This is a genomic window from Mesorhizobium sp. ISC15 (assembly GCF_037162615.1).
Taxonomy (GTDB): domain Bacteria; phylum Pseudomonadota; class Alphaproteobacteria; order Rhizobiales; family Rhizobiaceae; genus Mesorhizobium; species Mesorhizobium mediterraneum.
The window spans coordinates 6,013,587-6,032,995 of record NZ_JAVSPX010000001.1; the positions used below are offsets into that span (position 1 = coordinate 6,013,587).

The following is a 19,409-nucleotide window of genomic DNA, read 5'->3' on the forward strand; positions in this document are numbered from 1 at the left end:
AAGGGCAGCCTTTTCTACGTGGCTGCCCTCGTTCCAATTATCCCGAATTCAAGGTTATCGGCTCAGCTTCCGAGCGCGGTCTTGACCGCCGCCGCCGCATCGCCGCCGTCGAAAGTGGTCACGCCGGCAAGCCAGGGGGTGACCGCATCCGGGTGCTTCTTCAGCCAGTCGGTCGCGACCGTATTGGCGTCGCCGCCCTTCAGGATCGCGTCCATCATCTCGCCTTCCATGTCCAGATTGAACTTCAGATTGGCGATGAACTTGCCGACATTCGGGCATTCGGTCATGTAGCCCTTGCGCACGTTGGTATGGACGGTGGCGGCGCCGAAGCCGCTGTCGCCCATGCCGTCGAGATAGGCGAGTTTCATGGCGCCCATCACCGGATGCGGCGTCCAGCCGAGGAAGGCGATCCATTCGTTGTTCTTCATCGACTGCTCGGCCTGGGTGAGCATGCCGGCCTCGGAGGATTCGACCAGTTCGAAACCTTCGAGATTGGTCGCCGGGTCCTTGATCATGTCGAGGATGATGCGGTTGCCGTCATTGCCGGCCTCGATGCCATAGATCTTGCCGTCGAACTTGTCCTTGAACTTGCCGAGGTCGGTCAGCGTCTTGACGCCGGCGTCCGCCACATAGGTCGGCACGACGATGCCGTAACCGGCGCCGCTGAGGTTTTCGCTGACGGTCTCGACCGAGCCGTCGGCGGTGTACTCCTTGATGTCGGCGGTCATCGACGGCATCCAGTTGCCGAGGAAGACGTCGAGGTCCTTGTTCTTCAGCGACGCGTAGGTCACCGGCACCGAAAGCTGGATCACTTCCGGCTCGTAGCCGAGCGCGGTGAGCAGCACCGAGGCGACGCCGGTCGTCGCCTGGATATCGGTCCAGCCGACATCGGAGAGACGCACCGTCTTACAGCTTTCCGGATCGGCGGCGAAAGCTGCACTGGTGGACAGGAAAGCCGCCAGGCCGAGGCCGGCGACGAAGGAATTGAGACGCGACATAAAAATTCTCCCATTTCGATTCTTTGGCGAAGCGAAGTTACGGTTTTTATCTCCGCTTTGTTTCGTCAGCCAAACACCATTCTGGTGCGGTTTCAAGCAATAAGGCAATCGCGATCAACGGCGCGGACTGGCCGATCAGCGACACGCTGCCTGCTGCTCCAGCCGCTTTTCTGCTGGCCAGCCGCTTTTCCGATGAAATGCGCCTTTCCGGTGGAATGTGAGGACGCCCCCTCCCCGCGCCATGCGAACTCGGCTTAAAAGGGCGGCATGGCCAAGCTGTACTTCCACTATGCGACGATGAATGCCGGCAAGACGACGATGCTGCTGCAGGCTTCCTACAATTACCGCGAGCGCGGCATGACGACGATGCTGTTCGTCGCCGGCCACTACCGCAAGGGCGATACCGGGCTGATCTCGTCGCGCATCGGCCTTGAGACGGAAGCCGAGATGTTCCGCGACGGCGACGATCTGTTCGCCCGGGTCGCCGAGCATCACGACCATACGACGGTGCATTGCGTCTTCGTCGACGAGGCACAGTTCCTCGAGGAGGAGCAAGCATGGCAGCTCGCCCGCATCGCCGACCGGCTGGACATCCCGGTGATGTGCTACGGCCTGCGCACGGATTTCCAGGGCAAGCTGTTTTCCGGCTCGCGTGCGCTTCTGGCGATATCAGACGAATTGCGCGAGGTGCGCACCATCTGCCGCTGCGGCCGCAAGGCGACGATGGTCGTGCGCCTTGGCGCGGACGGCAAGGTGGCGAGACAGGGCGAACAGGTGGCGATCGGCAAGGATGTCTATGTCTCGCTCTGCCGCCGCCATTGGGAAGAGGAAATGGGCCGCGCCTCGCCCGACGATTTCATCGGCTTCACCTAAAGCGCACATGCTTTTGTGCGACATGCATTGAGCCTGACCAGCCCTATTTCGCTTTCATCGGTGCCCAGCTACGATCCAGGCGGGGGCCAAAATGAAAATTCTGCAATTCACGGTCGACTGTCCGTATCCGCCGGTTTCAGGCGCCGAAATCAGGAACGCCGCCAATGCGCGGGCGCTCACCGCGCTCGGCGAAGTTCTGACCGTGAGCTTCACTGGCGGGCCGGCGCCTTCCCCGCCGCTCAACATCCGGCACCGGATCATCGAGGCGGCCCGCGGTCGCGGCCCCTGGCAGAAGCGCAGCGCGCATCCGACCGTGCATTTGATCCCGGCCGACGAACTGGCCGAAGCGGCCGCGATCTGGAAAAATTTCGCGCCCGACCTCGTCGTGGTCGAAGACATCGCGCTTTCGCAATTGCTGGCGTTGGCCCCGGAGCATGGCGGTCGGACCGTCGTCGACCTGCACAACATCGATTCGCGCACGCTGGCGGACCGCATCGGCGCGCTGTCCTTGTGGCAGCGTCTGCGGAGTTTTCGCGAGCATCGGGCCAAGATTGCCCAGGCACGCGAAGCCGATATCCTCGCCGCGAAGACGGCCGACCAGGTCTGGGTCTGCTCCGAAGCGGACCGGGCGACGCTGGCACTGGGACCGGCCCCTGCCCCTGACTTCGTCAAGGTGATCGCCAATCCCATCCCCGACGAGACCGTGCTTTCCCTGCCGATTGCCGACCGGCGATACCAGGAAATCCGCCTCTGCTTTATCGGCCACCTCGGTTACTTCCCCAACATCGACGCGGTCAAGCAGATCGGTCGCAAGATGGTGCCGCGCTTTGCGGCGTCCGGCCGCGACTGGTCGATCACCGTCGCCGGCAAGAACCCGCGGGGAATCGTGCGCCACTACTGCGCTAAGCACGGGCTCAATCTCGTCGAAAACCCACCGCGCCTGCCGGACCTGCTGGCCGCCGCCGGCTATGCGCCGATCCCGCTGAGGTTCGGCGGCGGAACCCGCATCAAAGTGCTGGAGGCGATGGCCGCCGGACTGGTCATCTGCGCCACGAAAAAGGCTGTCGAGGGGCTCTGCCTGGAAGCAGGCACGCACTTTCTGTCCGGCCGCGATGCCGGCGAGCTTGCCGCGAAAATCGTGACCTTCGCCGCAGAGCCGCAGAAGGCCGCCAAGATGGCCGATGCGGGGCGGGCGTTCGCGCGCGACAGGCATTCCTTCGCGGCGATCGAACGGTCGATCCTGCAGGCCGTCGACGGCCTGTCGGCGCGGCGGCCGGCCGCCAAGCCATAACCTCACATTGGCAACGCCGGTGCAGACTCCCTCTGGCGCAACGTTGCAACGGGCTGTGGACAAGGTAGAAGATGAACGCCTGTCCGGTCGTCCCGCCGGGCCGCAGGGGGGAAGTGTCGACAAGATGGAGCAACTTTCCGCACGAGCAAAGCGCCTGCTCGGTCTCGACCGCGCCGGACCTTTGCGATCCAATTTGCGGCGATTGAAGGGCAAATATCGCGTAGCGATGGCGCGCTTGCGCCGTCGACGAACGAAAGCCACCGTGATCGGCATCACCGGCAGTTCGGCCAAGACCACGACGGCGGAGCTTCTGGCTCATATCCTTGAAGGCAGCGGTTCCGTCCACAAATTGACGGTGAGCAACACATTCAACCGGCTGATCGAAAAGCTTTGGCGCTTGCCGCGAAATTCAGCCTATGCGGTGATGGAACTAGGGGTCATGGCCAAGGGGGACATGGCGCGGATGGCTTCGGTTCTGAAACCTGACATCGCCATCATGACGCTGATTGCCGACGAGCACCACTCGGCATTCGGCGGCAGAGCTGCTGTCGCCGCAGAGAAACAGGCGCTGGTCGAGTCGCTGGCACCGGACGGCCTCGCCATCCTGAACGTCGACGATGATCTTATCGCGGCGATGGCACTGAACACCGTTGCGCCGTCCGTGACCTTCGGCCGCTCGGAGCGCGCCCGATACCGCGCATGCGACATTCATGCCGCCTATCCCCAGCGACTGAGCATGACGATACACTGGCCAGGCGGCGCACTTGCGCTCAGGACACGCCTCATCGCCGAACATTTCTGGCTTGCCGTGGCGGCAGCGGCTGCGGCGGCGCTTGAGCTCGGGGTCGATGCCAGGATTATCGCCGAAAGGGTCTCTACCTTCGAGCCGATGCCGACCCGGTGCGGCGTATGGCAGGTGCGTGAGGGGCCGACGTTCTTTGTCGACACGGCGAAGACGCCATTTCATTCGCTCGGGCTGGCCTTCGACATGCTTGGGCATGCCGATGCCGGTTACAAGCGCGTGGTGCTTGGTCATATCGCCGACTATGCCGGCAAGCCGGCAAAGGCCTATGGCAGCGCCTATCGCGCCGCGCGCGCGATTTGCGACCAGATTGTCTTCGTCGGCGAGCATGCCCATCGTTCGGGCGCGACACAAGAGGATCGCGACAGTGGCCGCTTCCTCGAAATGCGCTCGGTCCGCCAAGTCGCCGAGCACGTCAGGGCCACGCAACGGCCGGACGAAGTCATTCTGGTCAAAGGCTCACGCAATCTGCATCTCGAGCGCATAGCCCTTGCCGCAGACCACGATGTTCGCTGCTGGGAGCCGGTTTGCGGATATCCCAGAAGCTGTCTGGAGTGCGGGAAATACCTGATTCCATTCGAGCAACATCGGGAGATACGCGCAGCCGAGAAAGATGAACTGCGCGCGGTACGAAAACGCGCGAGCCTCTGGCGGCGCTTCACGCCCTTCCCGCGTCGTCCTTCAACCCGACTGGGCCGAAGACGTCGTCCATGACCGGCTTGATGTCGCCGACATGCGCGCCGAGCACCAGCAGGAGATCGTCCGCCGTGGCGAGGCTGGCCGCCAGCCGCAGCCCTTCCTCGTAACTGCCGGCGTTGTGGATCCGGGTTTCCGCCACGCCGCAGTTCATCAGACCTGCCTTGAGCAACTCGACAATCTTGGCTGGCGGCCGTCCGCGCCGGAAGATCGGCTCTTCGTAGCATATGAAAATGTCGAATCCCGGCGTGATCGCAGCGGCGACCCGCTCGTAGTTGAACCCTGGGCGATTGCCCCAGCAGCTGACCATGCAAAGACGCCGGCCCGAAACCGGGATTCGGGCCACTGCCGCAACCAAAGCCCGCGTGGCGGGCGGACTGTTGGCCCGGTCAACCACGATCCGGAACGGATACTGGTCAAAAATGTTGAACCGGCTGGGCAAATCTTCTGCCGAATTCGATAGCGAAAGCAGCGCCTCGGCAATGACGGCCAAAGGGACGCCGAGGGCGTCGGCAAGTGCGGCCGCAGCCATTGCGTTGGCTATGTTGTGGCGCAGGGCTCCGTTCATCGAGGAAGGCAGTTGCCAGGCGTCGACGACCAAATGGCGTGCGTCGCCCTGGCGGCGAACGATCCATTCGCGGCCCGCTTCATGTTCGACCACGAAAGCGACGTGACCTCCAGCAATGTGACGCCTGACCAGATCGTCTTGTGTCTCGAAGCCGAACAGCGTGACCCGGCCCGGGCGATATTGCTCCGCCAGCAAACGGCACGACGGGTCATCAGCACCAAGCACGACGCGCCGAGCGGCGTCTGTCACCTTGCGTTTCAGCCTGGCCATATCGGCAACGGTTTCGATGCCGTCCATGCCGATCTGCTCGTCCTGCACGTTGAGCAGTGCCGCCACGTCGCAGCGTCCGAGATAAAGCCCTCGCCGGTTAAGGCCGCCGCGCGCCGTCTCCAGAACCGCGGCGGTCACGTCGGGCCTGGCGAGCACAGTGCGCGCGCCGCTGTAGCCAGCGCGGTCGCCACTCTGGATCATCTGTCTGCCGACATAAATGCCGTCGGTCGTCGTCAGGCCGACGACATGCCCCTGACATTCGAGAATACGTGCCAGCATCCGGCTCGTCGTGCTCTTGCCGACGGAACCGGTGATCATGGCGACCGGCATCCTTGACCGCATCAGGCCACGCACTTGCGCGCGCAGCCGCCGCCGGAATTGTTTCAGTCCATTGCCGAAGTTCAAGGCGCCGCCCAGCCAGATTCCATGCGCCATTGTCGCGTCGGCTGACCAAATGTCCAGTGGCAGCCTGTCGACCGTGAAGAAACGCGATTGGTTGCTTTGTGACGGCAGATATGCTATTGATTTGGGCATGGTGCTGATTGCGCCAACCACCCGCCGCGAGGCGGGTTTTTTGTTTCAGGCTTCGGCGCCATCCTTTATCGGCCTGCTAATCTTCCACCTTCCCTTCCCCCCATGCCACACATATATTCGCGGCGGTTCGCGACACGAAACAGATGCCGAAGCGGGAGGCCCCTATGGCGACATTGCAGAATTTCGATGCCGAAATTGCCAAGACAAAGCAGGTCGTGCAGGACATGCGCACGAAAATCGAGCAGTCCGGCACGGTGCTCGACACGCTCGCCAAGACCGACAAGAAGATCGGCGACGCCAATTTCGACCTCGAGAACGCCCGCATCGAGGATGTGCTGAAGCAGCAGAAGGTGATGGAAGGCAACATCGCCGACCTGATCATCGGGCTGGAGGACGCCACCAACGTCTTCGGTGCCGAATTCGAGAGCATGAAGAACTACACCGGCTGGGAAAGCTTCATCGGCATATTTTCCAGTCAGAGCAAGCAGCGCATGCGCACCGACCGTGTCCGCAACATGTCGCTGGCCGGCAATCTGCAGGAGCTGCTGGCGAAATCCGATACCATCGTCGGCATCCTCAAGGCGCAGAAGCAGGTTCTCGACCAGCGCTACAAGACCTCCGAGGCCAGCCTGTCGCAGGTGATCGAACGCCGCAAGACAACCATGTCCAATCTCGAGACCGTGCAGAAGCGCATCGAAGAGCTCAACCCGATGCTGCTCGACATCGAGAACAAGATCGCCGCCTCGACCAGCCAGAAGGAGCGCACGCAGCTTGAAGGCGAGCGTTCGAAACTGGCCACGGAATACAACGAAAAGCAGGCCAAGGAGCAGGAGCTGCTGGCCGAAAGCCAGACGCTGGAACGCTACACCTCGATGTTCCAGACCTTCGTCGATTCGCTCAACAACCAGATCGCGGCACAGTCGACGCTGATCAACAAGCTGACCATCGATACCGAGCAGCGCATCGTGCTCTACAAGGCGCTGGAAGACTCGCTGAAGACCGCCGCCCAGCAGGACGTCGCCCACAAGATCAACACGCTGGGCAGTCAGGTCGACAACACCGCCGAAGAGACCATGGCCGGCATTGGTGCTGCCTCGCAGAAGCACATTGGCGATCTCCTCGAAATGCACGAGAAGAACATGGTGGCGACCGCCGACATCCAGCGCCGCAAGAAGCTGGCCGACGATGCCTTTGCCCGCCGCTTCGACGACGTGCTGAAGAAGCACAATGCGGCAAACTACGTGCAGTCGTAATTGCTGCGCTCGCATACCTCCCAAGGGCTGGCTGCATGACCCCCGAAAACGAAGCGGCAACGCGTTATTTCTCGGCGATCACGGCAGCGCTCAGCGGCCTCGAAGTGTTCATGCGCGACGATCGCTCGCCGCTCTACCGGCACGGCATCGTCGCCAAGATCGTCGCCGAATATATTGCGCGGCTCGACAACTCCTTTGCCTGCTGGCGCAACCGGCTGGGTTTCATGGAGACGTTCCGCATTTCGCGCGCCGAAAGCGGCTTTCCGGTTTTCCAGAACCTGCTCGAACTGGAGAACGACCGCCGCCAGGCCGATACGCGTCTCGCCAACATACCGCTGGCCGACGAGTTGCGCGAGGAAATGGCCGACTTCATCCTGCGCCACAAGCAATTCCCCGAAGCGCTGCAGAAGTCGATGGCCGAGCGGCTCTATCTGGAGGGCGTCAAGAGCGAGACGACCTTCGGACCCTTCACATTGGCGCAGACGGCAAAAGTCTCGGTCAATCCGAAGACGGGGCGGCCTTACTACCTCGTCCATTGGGCCACCTTCGACGGCAGCGCCAACCTGCCGCTGGTCTACATGGTGACGGTCGAGGATTCCTCCGAAGAGATGATCGAGCAGCTTGTCGACCGCAACGGCAAGCTCAACGAGAAGGTCGACATTCCGCTTCCCGTTGAAGGGCTGCTCAATCCCGAGCTTGCCCATCGCTTCGATGACTTCACCGAGAAGAATTCCGCCTACACGCTGTCGCCGGCGACGATCGCCGTCAACCTCGACAAGGATTTCGAGCCGCTCCACCCGAAGCAGCTGCGCCGCGTCGTGCTCGGTCCCTTCTATTCGGCAGGGATCACCGAGAACAATTCGACGGTGACCGACGTTCTGGCCAAGGTGCGCAAGCCGGAAAACGCCTGGCTGCTGACCTGGACCATCCAGGAGGTCTATTCCAAGGCCGAGAAGCCAGGCCGCAAAGGTCTGTTTTCAAGCGAGAAGACGACGCAGGAGTTCTTCATCGACACCGACGACCTGGAGGCTGCGCGGCAGGGCGTGTCGAGCTACGAGAACCACGCGCTGATTCCGCATGAGGCCTATCAGGCGCTCTACGCCGCCGGCGAGGCGCAGAAGATCTTTTCGGGCTACAAGGTCCACATCCTGTCCAAAGGACAGGTCATCAGTGACGTCTGACCGTCAAACCGCGGAGTATCCTTCATGGACACCGGCCTGACCACGATTTCGGAAGCGGCAATCGAAAAGCACCGCGCCACGGCGCAGAGCTTCATCACCCGCATCGTCGTGCTGGAGGACCCGTCGCGTGAATCCGGCACCCCACTTGCCGGCACCAACCGCCGCTTCGTCTCGACCGTCTCGGTCGGCTCGGTCAGGCGCACGCGCGAGGTCGAGCTGGCCAAGACAGTCGCTGCCGTCCATCCCGGCGATCAGCTGCTGAGCATTGCGCAGCACATGCTTTTGTTTCGCACCCGGCGCGGGCTGGCGATCGCCCTGGCCATATCAGACGTCTTCGCAGAAGGTTCCGACCTCGAAAGCCTGCAGGCGAAAAACGCCCGCGCGCCGCTCGAAGGCGACGAGGCCGCCACCTTCAAGAAGCTGCTGTCGGCCTCGGCCTATATTTCGGCCTTCAGCCTCGCCTCCTACCTGTTCCAGCTGATCGACAGCGACGGCGAGGCGCCGAACGACACGCCCGAGCCGGACTTTTTGTTCGACACGCCACAGGACGCGGTGAAGTCGATCGTGTCCGGGCTCGACAGGGCGATTTCAGGCGCGAAGGACGACGCCGATCTGATGACACGGGGGCGCGCCTTTGCCCGTGTCGCCATCGACGGGCTTTTGGCGCGAAAGGGCCGCTTCGACGGCATCGGCCCGTTCGAGAACGCGCATATCCGCATCGACGTCGACGACTTTACCCTGGATGGCTTCGACGTCGCGCCGGGCAAGCGGTCGAAGCCGCTGGTGATGACCTTCAAGAAGCCGGAGGAGGTTGTGGGCAATCACATCGCCAAATACCAGTCGGTCAAACTCGCCAAGATGCTGATGGCTTACGATTTCGAGCGCGAGCTGAACCCGTTCGTCGAGCTCGGCGGCTTCCTGTTCACCTTCATCGGCGATGGCGCGCCCGGCACCGGCAAGACGACGCTGATCCAGATGATCGCCGGTCTCGTCAACGGTTACTGTCAGGTCGCCGGATATCCCTTCGCCTACGAGAATTTCGGCGTCGATCAGATCTCCTCCTACCAGGGCAAATCCGGCCAGAACTGCCGTCAGTTCATCAACAATGTGCTGAACCCGCGCGTCATCGGCTTCGGCACCATCGACGACATCGATCAGGTGGCGGCGCGCCGCTCCGACGATCGCGCCTCGGCCGGCCAGCAGGAAATCACCGGTGTGCTGATGGACGCGTTCGCCGGTGCCGGCACCGTGGTGCGCGGCAACTGCTCCTTTGGCATGTTCTCCAACTACCCCGAAAACGTCGACGACGCGTTGCGCCAGCGCGCCGGCGCCCGCTGGCTGGTCGACGGGCCGCAGAGCCGCGACGACTATATCGACATTTTCGTGCTGCTCGCCGGCAAGAACCACAAGATCCCGCTCGGCGACCACAAGCTCTACGCCGCCCAGGAGATCAAGCGCGCGGTGATGGAAGCCTATGAAGAGCACGAGAAACCCAGGGAAGACGGGCTGATGAAGGTCTACGAGCGCTACATGAAGGAGAATGGCGCACCGAAGTCGATGGCCGACATCGGCACCTATCTGCACATGATCAAGGAGGCCGAGCCGCGTTTCACCGGCCGCGCCATCAAGAACGTCACCGACGCGATAAAGATGCGCGCCATGGACATCGAGCTGCCGGACGAATGGTTCGAGAAGCCGGAAGTCTTCATGCACAAGGGTTACGACGACAAGAAGGCGATGATCGAGGAACTGCGTGGGCCGTTCTCGATGGACATGGTCATGCAGGAGGTCAACCGCTACGCCGACTCGGAGTTCCGCTACTCCGACAAGTCCGACGACGCGGCGGTGACCAAGATGATCCGCGACACCCGCCTGCGCGACCGCGCGGTGCGCGAGATCGAGGAGCTGAAGGCCAAGGGGAACTGGAATGCGTGAGGTTCTCCGACGCCCCCTTCTCCCCTTGTGGGAGAAGGCGTCGCCGAAGGCGACGGATGAGGGGTGCTCCAGCTTGGCGCGGATGGCGCTCCGTCCAGCACCCCTCAACCGTCTCGGCGCGGCGCGCCGATCCACCTTCTCCCACAAGGGGAGAAGGGATAGATGAGCCCCGCCAAGAAATCCGACCTTTTGCGCGAGAACGAGCTGATCTACGGCCGGCTGTTGACCATCGAGGAGCCGCATCTCATCCAGCGTTATAACAAGGCTTTGGTCGCCTTCGGCCTGAAGCCGACGAAGCTGAAGAGCTTCGACATCGACCGCACCGGCTTCTCGCCGCAGGTGGCCGAGGAATGCGGCGACTACAACTACCTCGACCCCAACGAGATCAACCGCCGTTTCATCATCCTGACGCCGTCGCAGATCGATCTGCCGGTGGTGCACACCGCCTTTTCCAACACCTCGCAGCTGATGTTCGAGTTCATGTCGAAGAACCAGCGCGCCATCGACGCGCTGACCATCAAGGATGTCATCTACGGCGAGATCGAGGATTCGGTCCCAAAAGTCGACGACATCGAGGATCTGCTGTCGATCAACCAGGTCGAGTTCAAGGTGCTGTCGGCGGAGGACGTGCTGGGCAAGGCCGCCGAACTTGGCAAGCTCGTCGACCAGTTGAAGCAGGAGCCGGACGCCTGGCGCGACAACGCCATGCTCACCCGCATGGTGGAGCTTGCCAAGATCTGCGGCGACATCCGCGAGAACGCGCTGGTGCCGGATCAGGTGATCTTTCGCCACAGCGCCTATTGGACCAGCCATTTCGGCGGGCTCTATGTGTTCATCGATCCGGACATGACGACGGTGATCAGCGACCCGGCAGCACCCGGCTTCCGTCGCTCGCGGCCGTGGCAAGTGAGCTACCTCTCGATCAACGATGCCGACAAGGTGTTCAAGTTCCTCGCCGCGACCGGCCGCATCGAACTGCCGCGCGCCTCATGGATCGAAACATCAGGCTATCTCGAACATCGCGCCGAGATGGTGGTGCGCGCGCTGATCCGCGACGCCGAGCCCGATCGCAATCTGACCGACGTCGACAAGGTCTGGCTGCAGACCTGGATCCATGGCCATGCCGACCTGATCACCAGGGACGGCAATTTTCCCTTCCTCAACGCCGCCAAGCGCGAGATCGCTCACCTCGGCCGGCTCAAGATTGAGGACGTCTTCCCGCAGCAGCGTTTCCTGGTGATCCGGGCCAAGCCCGACCATCCCGACGCTTGGCTGACCAACCAGCTGATCTCGGATTTCGTGCCGCAGGATTTCGTCTCGCGTTACGTCTTCAACAAACCAGGCTTCTACAGCGACTATGACGGCTTCAGCGACGCCTGGCGATCGCATGTTGTGGACGTTCTGAAAACCACATATCTGAAAGACAAGGTGGCGTTTCGCACACGCCTCTACGGCCTTACTGATTGAATGCCTAACCTTATCGAATTCTTGGCTGACTGACGAGGGGGTGACATCGCCATGCTTGATCCGATCGTGAATTTCTTCACACGGATTTTCCAGTGGATCGGCCGCGGTATCGGCTTCGCCATCGGTGTGATCCTGTGGCCGTTCATGTGGGCTGGGCGCTGGTACACACAGCGCGGCTGGATCCTGAAGGCGGTGCTCGGCCTCGCTCTGCTCTTGCTGGTCGGCCTCTACGGCTACTTCATCTGGAACACGCAGGTCTGGAGCAATTTCAATCCCGCCTATGCGGAGGCGTATAATTTCACCCAGCCGGCCGGAACCGCCCCGGCGCAGCCCGCTCCTCCTGCCGTCGGGGAAACCGCTGGCGTCGAGGGAGAGGTCAAGACCTGCACAAACTCGGCCATTGTCCAGGTCGCGGCCGATCTCATCGATTTCAACGTCAACGAGAACGCCTGGATCTCGTCGATGATACTCTACAAGCTCGGGTTCTTCGGGATGGACTGGGACCGCACGCCGTTTCTCGACAACAAGGCCTCCTTCCAGCGCGGGGTCAATCAGGCCATCCGGCGCACTGCGGTCGAGCTCGTCGACACACTCGGCCGCGTCCGCGGCACCAGCCAGATCGACCAGAACCTGCAGGATGCGCGCGGCGCGATCACCTTCGACGAGGAAACCTGGTATTTCGGCCTCAGGCCCTTTGGTCCGAAAACCCCGACGCCGAGTTTCTATCGCACGGCGGCGACCAGCCTTCGCGCCTTCAACGACCGGCTGATGAAATGCGAGGTTGTCTTCAACGCGCGCGCCGACAATCTGATGCAGTTCGTCGACCGGATCGCGAGCGACATAGGCTCGACATCGGACATGATCCGCGACCGTTCGCAGAACTTCAACAGCGGCTGGTTCGACACACGCGCTGACGACCGCTTCTGGTTCGCCTATGGCCAGCTCTACGGCTATTACGGCATCCTCACGGCGGCGCATCACGACTTCCAGCAGATCCTCGACAATCGCGGCCTCACACCGCTGTGGACCAGCGTGGAAGGCCAGCTCAAGGCAGCGCTCGCCATACGGCCATTCATAATCTCCAACGGCCGCGAGGATGGCTGGATCATGCCCACCCACCTCACCACGATGGGATTCTATGTGCTTAGGGTGCGATCGAACCTCGTCGAGGTCAGGTCCGTTCTGGATCGGTGAAGGAAGCCAATAGTGAAAGACGTCTTGGCTTGAAATCACCGCTGTCCCTGATCGAGATCAGCAACGTGCTGTCGCAGTAGCTCGGCTGCGCACCGCGGGGATGCGGAACCTGATCGTCTCGTCGTCGTTCAACCGCTGGGCGGCAGCCAGCGAGGACATGAGATGGATATCCGGGAAGTTGCTCGAAATTTCTATGCCACGATCGACGCGCAGGACTGGGATAAGCTGTCCAGTCTGGTTTCTCCAGATCTCGCCGTTCATCTCGGCAGCGCCACTCCGATCGGCTTCGCTGACTGGCGCAAATCCCTGACCGAGTTCTTTGTTGGATTCCCGGATGGACATCACGTCATCGACGACTATGTCAGCGATGCCGATAAGGTGGTCACGCGCTGTCGCTTTGAGGGCACGCACACCGGCATCTTCCATGGCGTCGAACCGAGCGGAAATCGAGTCTCGGTTGGCGTGATTCACATCGATCGTCTTGAGAATGGCGTCGTGGTCGAACATTTCGGCCAGCTTGACGGCTTGGGGCTGATGCACCAGATCGGCGCATTCTAGCGCAACTACCCGAGGCGCAGGCCGGCGCTCGAACCCTGTCGCATTCGGTGCATTCCGCGGCTGTTTTGAGACGGCAAAACGGCGCGTGCTCTGGCTTCTATACGGCGCGACAACCGGGCGCGAAGACCCGGGACAGATCGCCCGGGAAACAGAACCGCCTTTCTCTAGAGGAAACATAGTTGCATGCAAGTTGACGCCATGGCAGCGACAGGGCTAGAACGTGCCCTCGCCTGCAGTGCCGGGCTGTCTCGAACAGGCTTGCGACCATACTGATCAAACCCGTCCCCTCCACCGTCCAATCCAGAGGAAAGCCGCCATGGCCGAAGTGAAGTCCGACATCGAGATCGCGCGCGCCGCCGAAAAGAAGCAGATCCAGGAGATTGGCCAGAAGATCGGCATTCCAAGCGAGCATCTTTTGCCTTACGGCCACGACAAGGCGAAGATCTCGGCCGAGTTCATCAAGTCGGTGAAGGCGAACAAGGACGGCAAGCTGATCCTCGTCACCGCCATCAACCCGACGCCGGCCGGCGAAGGCAAGACGACGACGACGGTGGGCCTCGGCGACGGTCTCAACCGCATCGGCAAGAAGGCGATCGTCTGCATCCGCGAGGCCTCGCTCGGGCCGAATTTCGGCGTCAAGGGCGGTGCTGCCGGCGGCGGCTATGCGCAGGTCGTGCCGATGGAAGACATGAACCTCCACTTCACCGGCGATTTCCATGCCATCACCACGGCGCATAATCTGCTTTCGGCGCTGATCGACAACCACATCTACTGGGGCAACGACCTCGGCATCGACAACCGCCGCGTCGTCTGGCGCCGCGTCATGGACATGAACGACCGGGCGCTGCGCGAGATCATCTGCTCGCTCGGCGGCGTCGCCAACGGCTTTCCGCGCGAAGGGGGCTTCGACATCACCGTCGCCTCGGAAGTCATGGCGATCCTGTGCCTCGCCACCGACCTGAAGGACCTGGAAAAGCGCCTCGGCGACATCATCGTCGCCTATCGCCGCGACAAGTCGGCCGTCTACGCCCGCGACCTCAAGGCCGACGGCGCCATGGCCGTGCTGCTCAAGGACGCCATGCAGCCCAACCTGGTGCAGACGCTGGAGAACAACCCAGCCTTCGTTCACGGCGGTCCGTTCGCCAACATCGCGCATGGCTGCAACTCGGTCGTCGCCACCACGACGGCGCTGAAGCTCGCCGACTATGTCGTCACCGAAGCCGGTTTCGGCGCCGATCTCGGCGCCGAAAAATTCTTCGACATCAAGTGCCGCAAGGCCGGCCTGAAGCCGGCGGCAGCCGTCATCGTCGCCACTGTGCGCGCCATGAAGATGAACGGCGGCGTCAAGAAGGAAGATCTCGGCAAGGAGAATGTCGAGGCGGTCAAGAAGGGTTGCGCCAATCTCGGCCGTCACGTCGAGAATATCAGGCAGTTCGGCGTGCCAGCGGTCGTCGCCATCAACCATTTCTACTCCGACACCGACGCTGAAATCCAGGCGATGAAGGACTACGTCGCCTCGATGGGCGAAGAGGCGATCCTTTGCAAGCACTGGGCCCACGGATCGGCCGGCATCGAGGAGCTCGCCAGCAGGGTGGTGGCGCTTGCCGAATCCGGCGCGTCGCAGTTTGCGCCGCTCTATCCCGACGCCATGCCGCTGTTCGAGAAGATCAACACCATCGTCCAGCGCATCTATCGCGGTTCCGAAGCGATCGCCGACAAGTCGGTGCGCGACCAGCTCCACGCCTGGGAGCACGCCGGCTACGGCCACCTGCCGGTCTGCATGGCCAAGACGCAATATTCGTTCTCGACCGACCCGAACCTGCGCGGCGCGCCGACCGGCCACACCGTGCCGGTGCGCGAGGTCAGATTGTCTGCCGGCGCCGGCTTCATCGTCGTTATCTGCGGCGAGGTCATGACCATGCCCGGTCTTCCCAAGGCGCCGTCCTCGGAAAAGATCTTCCTGAACGAGATGGGCCAGATCGAAGGCCTGTTCTGAGATTTTGAAGGCCGGAATGACAAGGGCGCAGCGTCGCTACGGCGCCCTTTTGCTTGCCCGAGACAAATTTCCAATGCATGTCGCCCAAAAGTGCGCAGCGGTTTTGGGATAACGACATGCATAAGAACAAGAACTTAAAGCGCGTCGCATGAATCCTGTCAGGCGCGACGCGCTTTAAGCGGCGCTCCGTGCCAGCGCGCGCTGGTTGGAGGCGTAGATCGTGTCGCGTTCGGGCAGCGTGCCGGTCTTCAGGCAGTCGATCCATTCGGCTGTCTTGAGAACGGCGGCGAAGCGCGACTGCAGGATAACAGTCACCACGCGGTGGATGTCCTCGGCCGAAGCATAGCCAGCGCTGTTGGCATAGGGCACCGAGCCGGTGGCGTCGGACAGGAACTCCACCGCAAAGCCCATGTGGACGGCGTGGATGATGGTCGAGAGATCGCAATTGTGCGTCATATAGCCGACGACGGTGATCGTATCGATGGCGTTGGAGCGCAACCAGTCCTCGAGGTCCGTGCCGGTGAAGGCGCTCGGCAAGGTCTTTTCGACGTAATGGTCACGGCTACGCCTTGATATCTCGGGATGCAATTCGGCGCCGTGGCTGCCTTTGGCGAAAATCGGCGACGTTTCTGGCGCCAGCTGCTTAATGACCACGACCTTGACGCCTGCCTCGGCGGCCGCGTCCATCGCTCGTGCCGCGTTGACGACGCTGTCGCGAAACGGCGGATATTGGATGGCGAGGTTGCCGCCGTCATAGTCGTTCTGGATGTCGACGACGATGAGGGCACGGCGTGGCGCCTTGCCTTTGACTGGTTCAGACATCAAATTTTCCTTTCTCGTTTGGCTTCGATTGGTCGAGGATAGGCCTGCTGCCGGATTGCAAAAAGTGTCCCAATTGACATTATTCGAAAGAATTGGGACAATCCGGCTTTAACCCTCATTGGTGCTCCTCATGGCCGATCCGATCGTTGCCGCCATCGCCTTCGATGGCATCAGTCCGTTCCACCTCTCCGTGCCATGCCTTGTATTCGCAGAGGATCGCGCCGCGCTCGGCTTGCCGCGCTTCGACTTCCGCATCTGTGCAATCGAAAGCGGGCCTATCCATACCGAAGCAGGGTTGACCGTGACTGCGCCGCACGGGCTGGGCAGCCTCGATGGCGCAGACATTGTGATCGTCCCAAGCTGGCGAGACCTCGACGATCCGCCACCGGCGTTTCTGGTAGAGGCCCTGCTGCGAGCGCACCGGAACGGCGCATTGATTGTCGGACTGTGCCTCGGCACATTCGCTGTTGCGGCGACAGGACTGCTTTCGGGGCGGCGAGCCGCGACGCATTGGGCCTATACCGAGCAGCTACAGGCGCTTTATCCCGACATGATCGTCGACCCGGACGTGCTTTACATCGACAATGGTGATGTCATGACATCTGCCGGCGTCGCCGCCGGGCTTGACTGCTGTCTCCATATCGTGCGGGCCCGCTACGGCGCGGAGGCGGCTCTTCGGCTTGCTCGGCAGATCGTGCTTTCTCCCCATCGGCAAGGCGGGCAGGCGCAGTTCATAGAACGTCCCATCGCTAGGACCGGCAACGCGGATCGCTTCACACAGGCACTCGACAAGGTGCGCAAAACGCTGGATGAGACGCATAGCCTGGACAGCGTCGCCGCCGCCGCCGGCCTCACCCGACGGACATTCACGCGCCGCTTTCAAAAATCGATCGGCACCAGCTTCGGCGACTGGCTGATCGACCAGCGCGTCGCGCTGGCACAGCGGCTGCTGGAAGCGACGGAAAAATCGATGGACACGATTGCCTTCGAGGCCGGGTTCGGCAGCGCCACATCGCTGCGCCAGCATTTTGCGGCGCGGCTCAGAACCTCGCCCGCGCAGTACCGGCGAGAGTTCTCTAAGAGCACTCAGGAGGAGCGCGTGGCGTACGCGCCGAGGTGAGGCAATCGCTTCAGGTTTGCGCTGCCTTTCTCTGCTCCCGCCCCTACCGTCCTTGAAAAGGCTTGCGTCATCTGTCATATATTAAAGTGACAGATGACGCTAAGAGGCACGCCGTGGCGATGGCATTGGAAAAGACTGCACCAGCAGCAAAAAATAATGAACTTCAGAAGGTGGCCAGGTTGCTCGGCGGCACTCGCATTCTATCGCGGCACCTCAGGAGCGCATTGGATGCCCATGAGCTGCTTGTGCACGGCCTGCCGGGTTCGGCGCTGGACCATCTCCTTGGGCAGCTCGTCTTCATCCAGAAGACTGATTCGCTCGAGAAGGCCGTCGGTATGAGCTTGCGCACCTACCAGCGCCGTAAGGATGCTCCTTCCAAGCCTCTCAGCCAGGACCAAAGCGGACGAACCTGGAAATTCGCGGAGATCCTGTCGAAAGCGACCGATGTGTTCGGTTCGCAAGCGGAAGCGGAGCAATGGCTGGAGCGCCCGGCGATCGGGCTCGACCAGCGCCGTCCCATCGATCTTCTGGCAACCCCGGCGGGTGTCGAGCTTGTGGAAGACTATCTCGAGCGGCTTGAATACGGCGTTTATGCATGACGCCGCTCCCGGCCGCACTTGGCGGCTCCGACCTCGTTGGCTGGCGTCTCGATCAGGCTGCGTTTGCGCCTACATGGGACAGTGGCGAGGGCGCATACAGGGTCGGCGGTCGATGGAACAGCAGAGGCGTGCGCGCAGTCTACTGCTCAATCGATCCTTCGACTGCGATTCTCGAAGTCGCAGTCCATAAGGGCTTCAGGGCGCTCGACACGATCGCGCATGTGATGACCGCGGCGATAATCAGCGATGTCACGGAAGTGCATATCGTCAACCCTGGCGCCGTTCCCAACCCTAATTGGCTGCGTCCGGGCATCCCGAGCTCTGGGCAACAGGCATTCGGCGATAATCTTCTCCAACGACATCGGTTCGTGGTGATTCCGAGCGCGGTGTCCCAGAATAGCTGGAACCTGATCTTCGACGCGAGCGTCGCGAAGGGCGCATATGCCATGAAGATCCAGGAGGCCTTTGCGCTCGACACACGATTGCATCCACCTCCTGCCAAATGACCGGGCTTACCTCGCTCTAATACCCGCTCATGCTCAGCCGCGCCTGACCGACTGCGCCGGGTTGCCGACGACCGTGGTGTTTGGCGGCACGTCGCGAGTCACTACCGCGCCGGCGCCGACAATGGCGCCGTCGCCGATGCTGATCCCGCCGAGGATGATGGCACTGCCACCGATCCAGGCATTGTCGCCGATCTCGACCGGCTTCGCGATCTCCAGTCCTGCCTGTCGACCCGCCGCCTCCTTGTGATGCTCGGCGCAATAGATCTGCACATTGGGGCCGAGCAGCGTTCCCTTGCCGATGCGGACTGGCGCGGTATCGAGGATGGTGCACCCGGCATTGAGGAACACGCCGTCGCTGAGAACAATGTTGAAGCCATAGGCGCAGTGGAACGGCGCCTCGATCCGGGCGCCCGGGCCTACTACGCCGAGCAGCGACTTCAGGGCCGGTCCGATGTCACCGCGCTGCCGGGGCGGCAGCGAATTATGCTCGAACACCGCGTCGCGCGCCATGACCCGCAGCGCCTCCAGCTCCGGATCGAGACAAGTATACCACTCGCCCGCCGCCATTTTTGTGCGCTCGCTTCTGTTCAAGGCGATGTCCTCCTGCCTTTGCCATGCTGTTTCAACGTGGTGTCAAAGCACAGTCCATAAAGATCGGGTAACGCCACAGATCGCAGGCCTCTGGTCAAATGCCGCGCCTATGCTAGCCTGCTCTGGCAGGGTTGTCCTGAGCCCGGCCATCGAGG

General features: G+C 62.0%; 17 protein-coding genes. 13 read left to right on the forward strand and 4 right to left on the reverse strand.

Annotation, left to right across the window (positions count from 1 at the left end):
- Window positions 1–62: 62 nt before the first annotated feature.
- The gene (locus RPG13_RS29065) at window positions 63–998 is read right to left on the reverse strand and encodes a choline ABC transporter substrate-binding protein (RefSeq protein ID WP_095484201.1); all 936 of its coding nucleotides are present in this window, start codon (window positions 996–998) and stop codon (window positions 63–65) included.
- A gap of 267 nt (window positions 999–1,265) precedes the next feature.
- On the opposite strand from RPG13_RS29065, the gene RPG13_RS29070 reads away from it, so the two are divergent.
- The 3 genes from RPG13_RS29070 (at window position 1,266) to RPG13_RS29080 (ending at window position 4,678) form a co-directional block, all read left to right on the forward strand.
- Window positions 1,266–1,871, forward strand: a complete 606-nt coding sequence (locus RPG13_RS29070; RefSeq protein ID WP_095484199.1) for a thymidine kinase — start codon at window positions 1,266–1,268, stop codon at window positions 1,869–1,871.
- A gap of 91 nt (window positions 1,872–1,962) precedes the next feature.
- Complete coding sequence (locus RPG13_RS29075; protein ID WP_128335172.1) at window positions 1,963–3,162, forward strand: glycosyltransferase family 4 protein; 1,200 nt, start codon at window positions 1,963–1,965, stop codon at window positions 3,160–3,162.
- Between the two features lie 124 nt (window positions 3,163–3,286).
- Window positions 3,287–4,678: a Mur ligase family protein gene (locus RPG13_RS29080; RefSeq protein WP_292645567.1), complete on the forward strand. Its 1,392-nt coding sequence runs from the start codon at window positions 3,287–3,289 to the stop codon at window positions 4,676–4,678.
- Here the strand turns inward: RPG13_RS29080 and RPG13_RS29085 are convergent.
- The gene (locus RPG13_RS29085; RefSeq protein ID WP_292645564.1) at window positions 4,623–5,933 is read right to left on the reverse strand and encodes a Mur ligase family protein; all 1,311 of its coding nucleotides are present in this window, start codon (window positions 5,931–5,933) and stop codon (window positions 4,623–4,625) included. The genes RPG13_RS29080 and RPG13_RS29085 overlap by 56 nt on opposite strands.
- Before the next feature lie 263 nt (window positions 5,934–6,196).
- Between RPG13_RS29085 and RPG13_RS29090 the strand changes: the two genes are divergently transcribed.
- The 7 genes from RPG13_RS29090 (at window position 6,197) to RPG13_RS29120 (ending at window position 15,616) form a co-directional block, all read left to right on the forward strand.
- Window positions 6,197–7,285, forward strand: a complete 1,089-nt coding sequence (locus tag RPG13_RS29090) for a hypothetical protein (RefSeq protein WP_126105239.1) — start codon at window positions 6,197–6,199, stop codon at window positions 7,283–7,285.
- A 35-nt stretch (window positions 7,286–7,320) separates the two neighbouring features.
- Window positions 7,321–8,466: a hypothetical protein gene (locus RPG13_RS29095; protein ID WP_095484195.1), complete on the forward strand. Its 1,146-nt coding sequence runs from the start codon at window positions 7,321–7,323 to the stop codon at window positions 8,464–8,466.
- Window positions 8,467–8,490: 24 nt separating this feature from the next.
- Window positions 8,491–10,401, forward strand: a complete 1,911-nt coding sequence (locus tag RPG13_RS29100) for an AAA family ATPase (RefSeq protein WP_337126622.1) — start codon at window positions 8,491–8,493, stop codon at window positions 10,399–10,401.
- A 162-nt stretch (window positions 10,402–10,563) separates the two neighbouring features.
- Window positions 10,564–11,868, forward strand: coding sequence for a DUF6638 family protein (locus RPG13_RS29105; protein WP_127293204.1), 1,305 nt, complete (start codon window positions 10,564–10,566; stop codon window positions 11,866–11,868).
- Window positions 11,869–11,919: 51 nt separating this feature from the next.
- Window positions 11,920–13,062: a DUF2333 family protein gene (locus tag RPG13_RS29110; RefSeq protein ID WP_127293206.1), complete on the forward strand. Its 1,143-nt coding sequence runs from the start codon at window positions 11,920–11,922 to the stop codon at window positions 13,060–13,062.
- Between the two features lie 162 nt (window positions 13,063–13,224).
- Complete coding sequence (locus RPG13_RS29115; RefSeq protein ID WP_337126623.1) at window positions 13,225–13,620, forward strand: ester cyclase; 396 nt, start codon at window positions 13,225–13,227, stop codon at window positions 13,618–13,620.
- A gap of 316 nt (window positions 13,621–13,936) precedes the next feature.
- Complete coding sequence (locus tag RPG13_RS29120; protein WP_126105233.1) at window positions 13,937–15,616, forward strand: formate--tetrahydrofolate ligase; 1,680 nt, start codon at window positions 13,937–13,939, stop codon at window positions 15,614–15,616.
- Window positions 15,617–15,790: 174 nt separating this feature from the next.
- On the opposite strand, the gene RPG13_RS29125 is transcribed toward RPG13_RS29120, so the two are convergent.
- Window positions 15,791–16,438: a cysteine hydrolase family protein gene (locus tag RPG13_RS29125; RefSeq protein ID WP_126105232.1), complete on the reverse strand. Its 648-nt coding sequence runs from the start codon at window positions 16,436–16,438 to the stop codon at window positions 15,791–15,793.
- Between the two features lie 130 nt (window positions 16,439–16,568).
- Here RPG13_RS29125 and RPG13_RS29130 point away from each other — a divergent pair, with 130 nt between their 5' ends.
- The 3 genes from RPG13_RS29130 (at window position 16,569) to RPG13_RS29140 (ending at window position 18,663) form a co-directional block, all read left to right on the forward strand.
- On the forward strand, window positions 16,569–17,558 hold the full coding sequence (locus RPG13_RS29130) for a helix-turn-helix domain-containing protein (RefSeq protein ID WP_337126624.1): 990 nt from the start codon (window positions 16,569–16,571) through the stop codon (window positions 17,556–17,558).
- Window positions 17,559–17,677: 119 nt separating this feature from the next.
- Complete coding sequence (parS, locus tag RPG13_RS29135; protein WP_370453306.1) at window positions 17,678–18,157, forward strand: type II RES/Xre toxin-antitoxin system antitoxin; 480 nt, start codon at window positions 17,678–17,680, stop codon at window positions 18,155–18,157.
- On the forward strand, window positions 18,154–18,663 hold the full coding sequence (locus RPG13_RS29140) for an RES family NAD+ phosphorylase (RefSeq protein WP_126105229.1): 510 nt from the start codon (window positions 18,154–18,156) through the stop codon (window positions 18,661–18,663). Before parS ends, RPG13_RS29140 begins: the two co-directional genes overlap by 4 nt.
- A 33-nt stretch (window positions 18,664–18,696) precedes the next feature.
- Here the strand turns inward: RPG13_RS29140 and RPG13_RS29145 are convergent, their stop codons facing one another.
- Window positions 18,697–19,254, reverse strand: a complete 558-nt coding sequence (locus tag RPG13_RS29145; RefSeq protein WP_292712280.1) for a sugar O-acetyltransferase — start codon at window positions 19,252–19,254, stop codon at window positions 18,697–18,699.
- Between the last annotated feature and the right edge of the window lie 155 nt (window positions 19,255–19,409).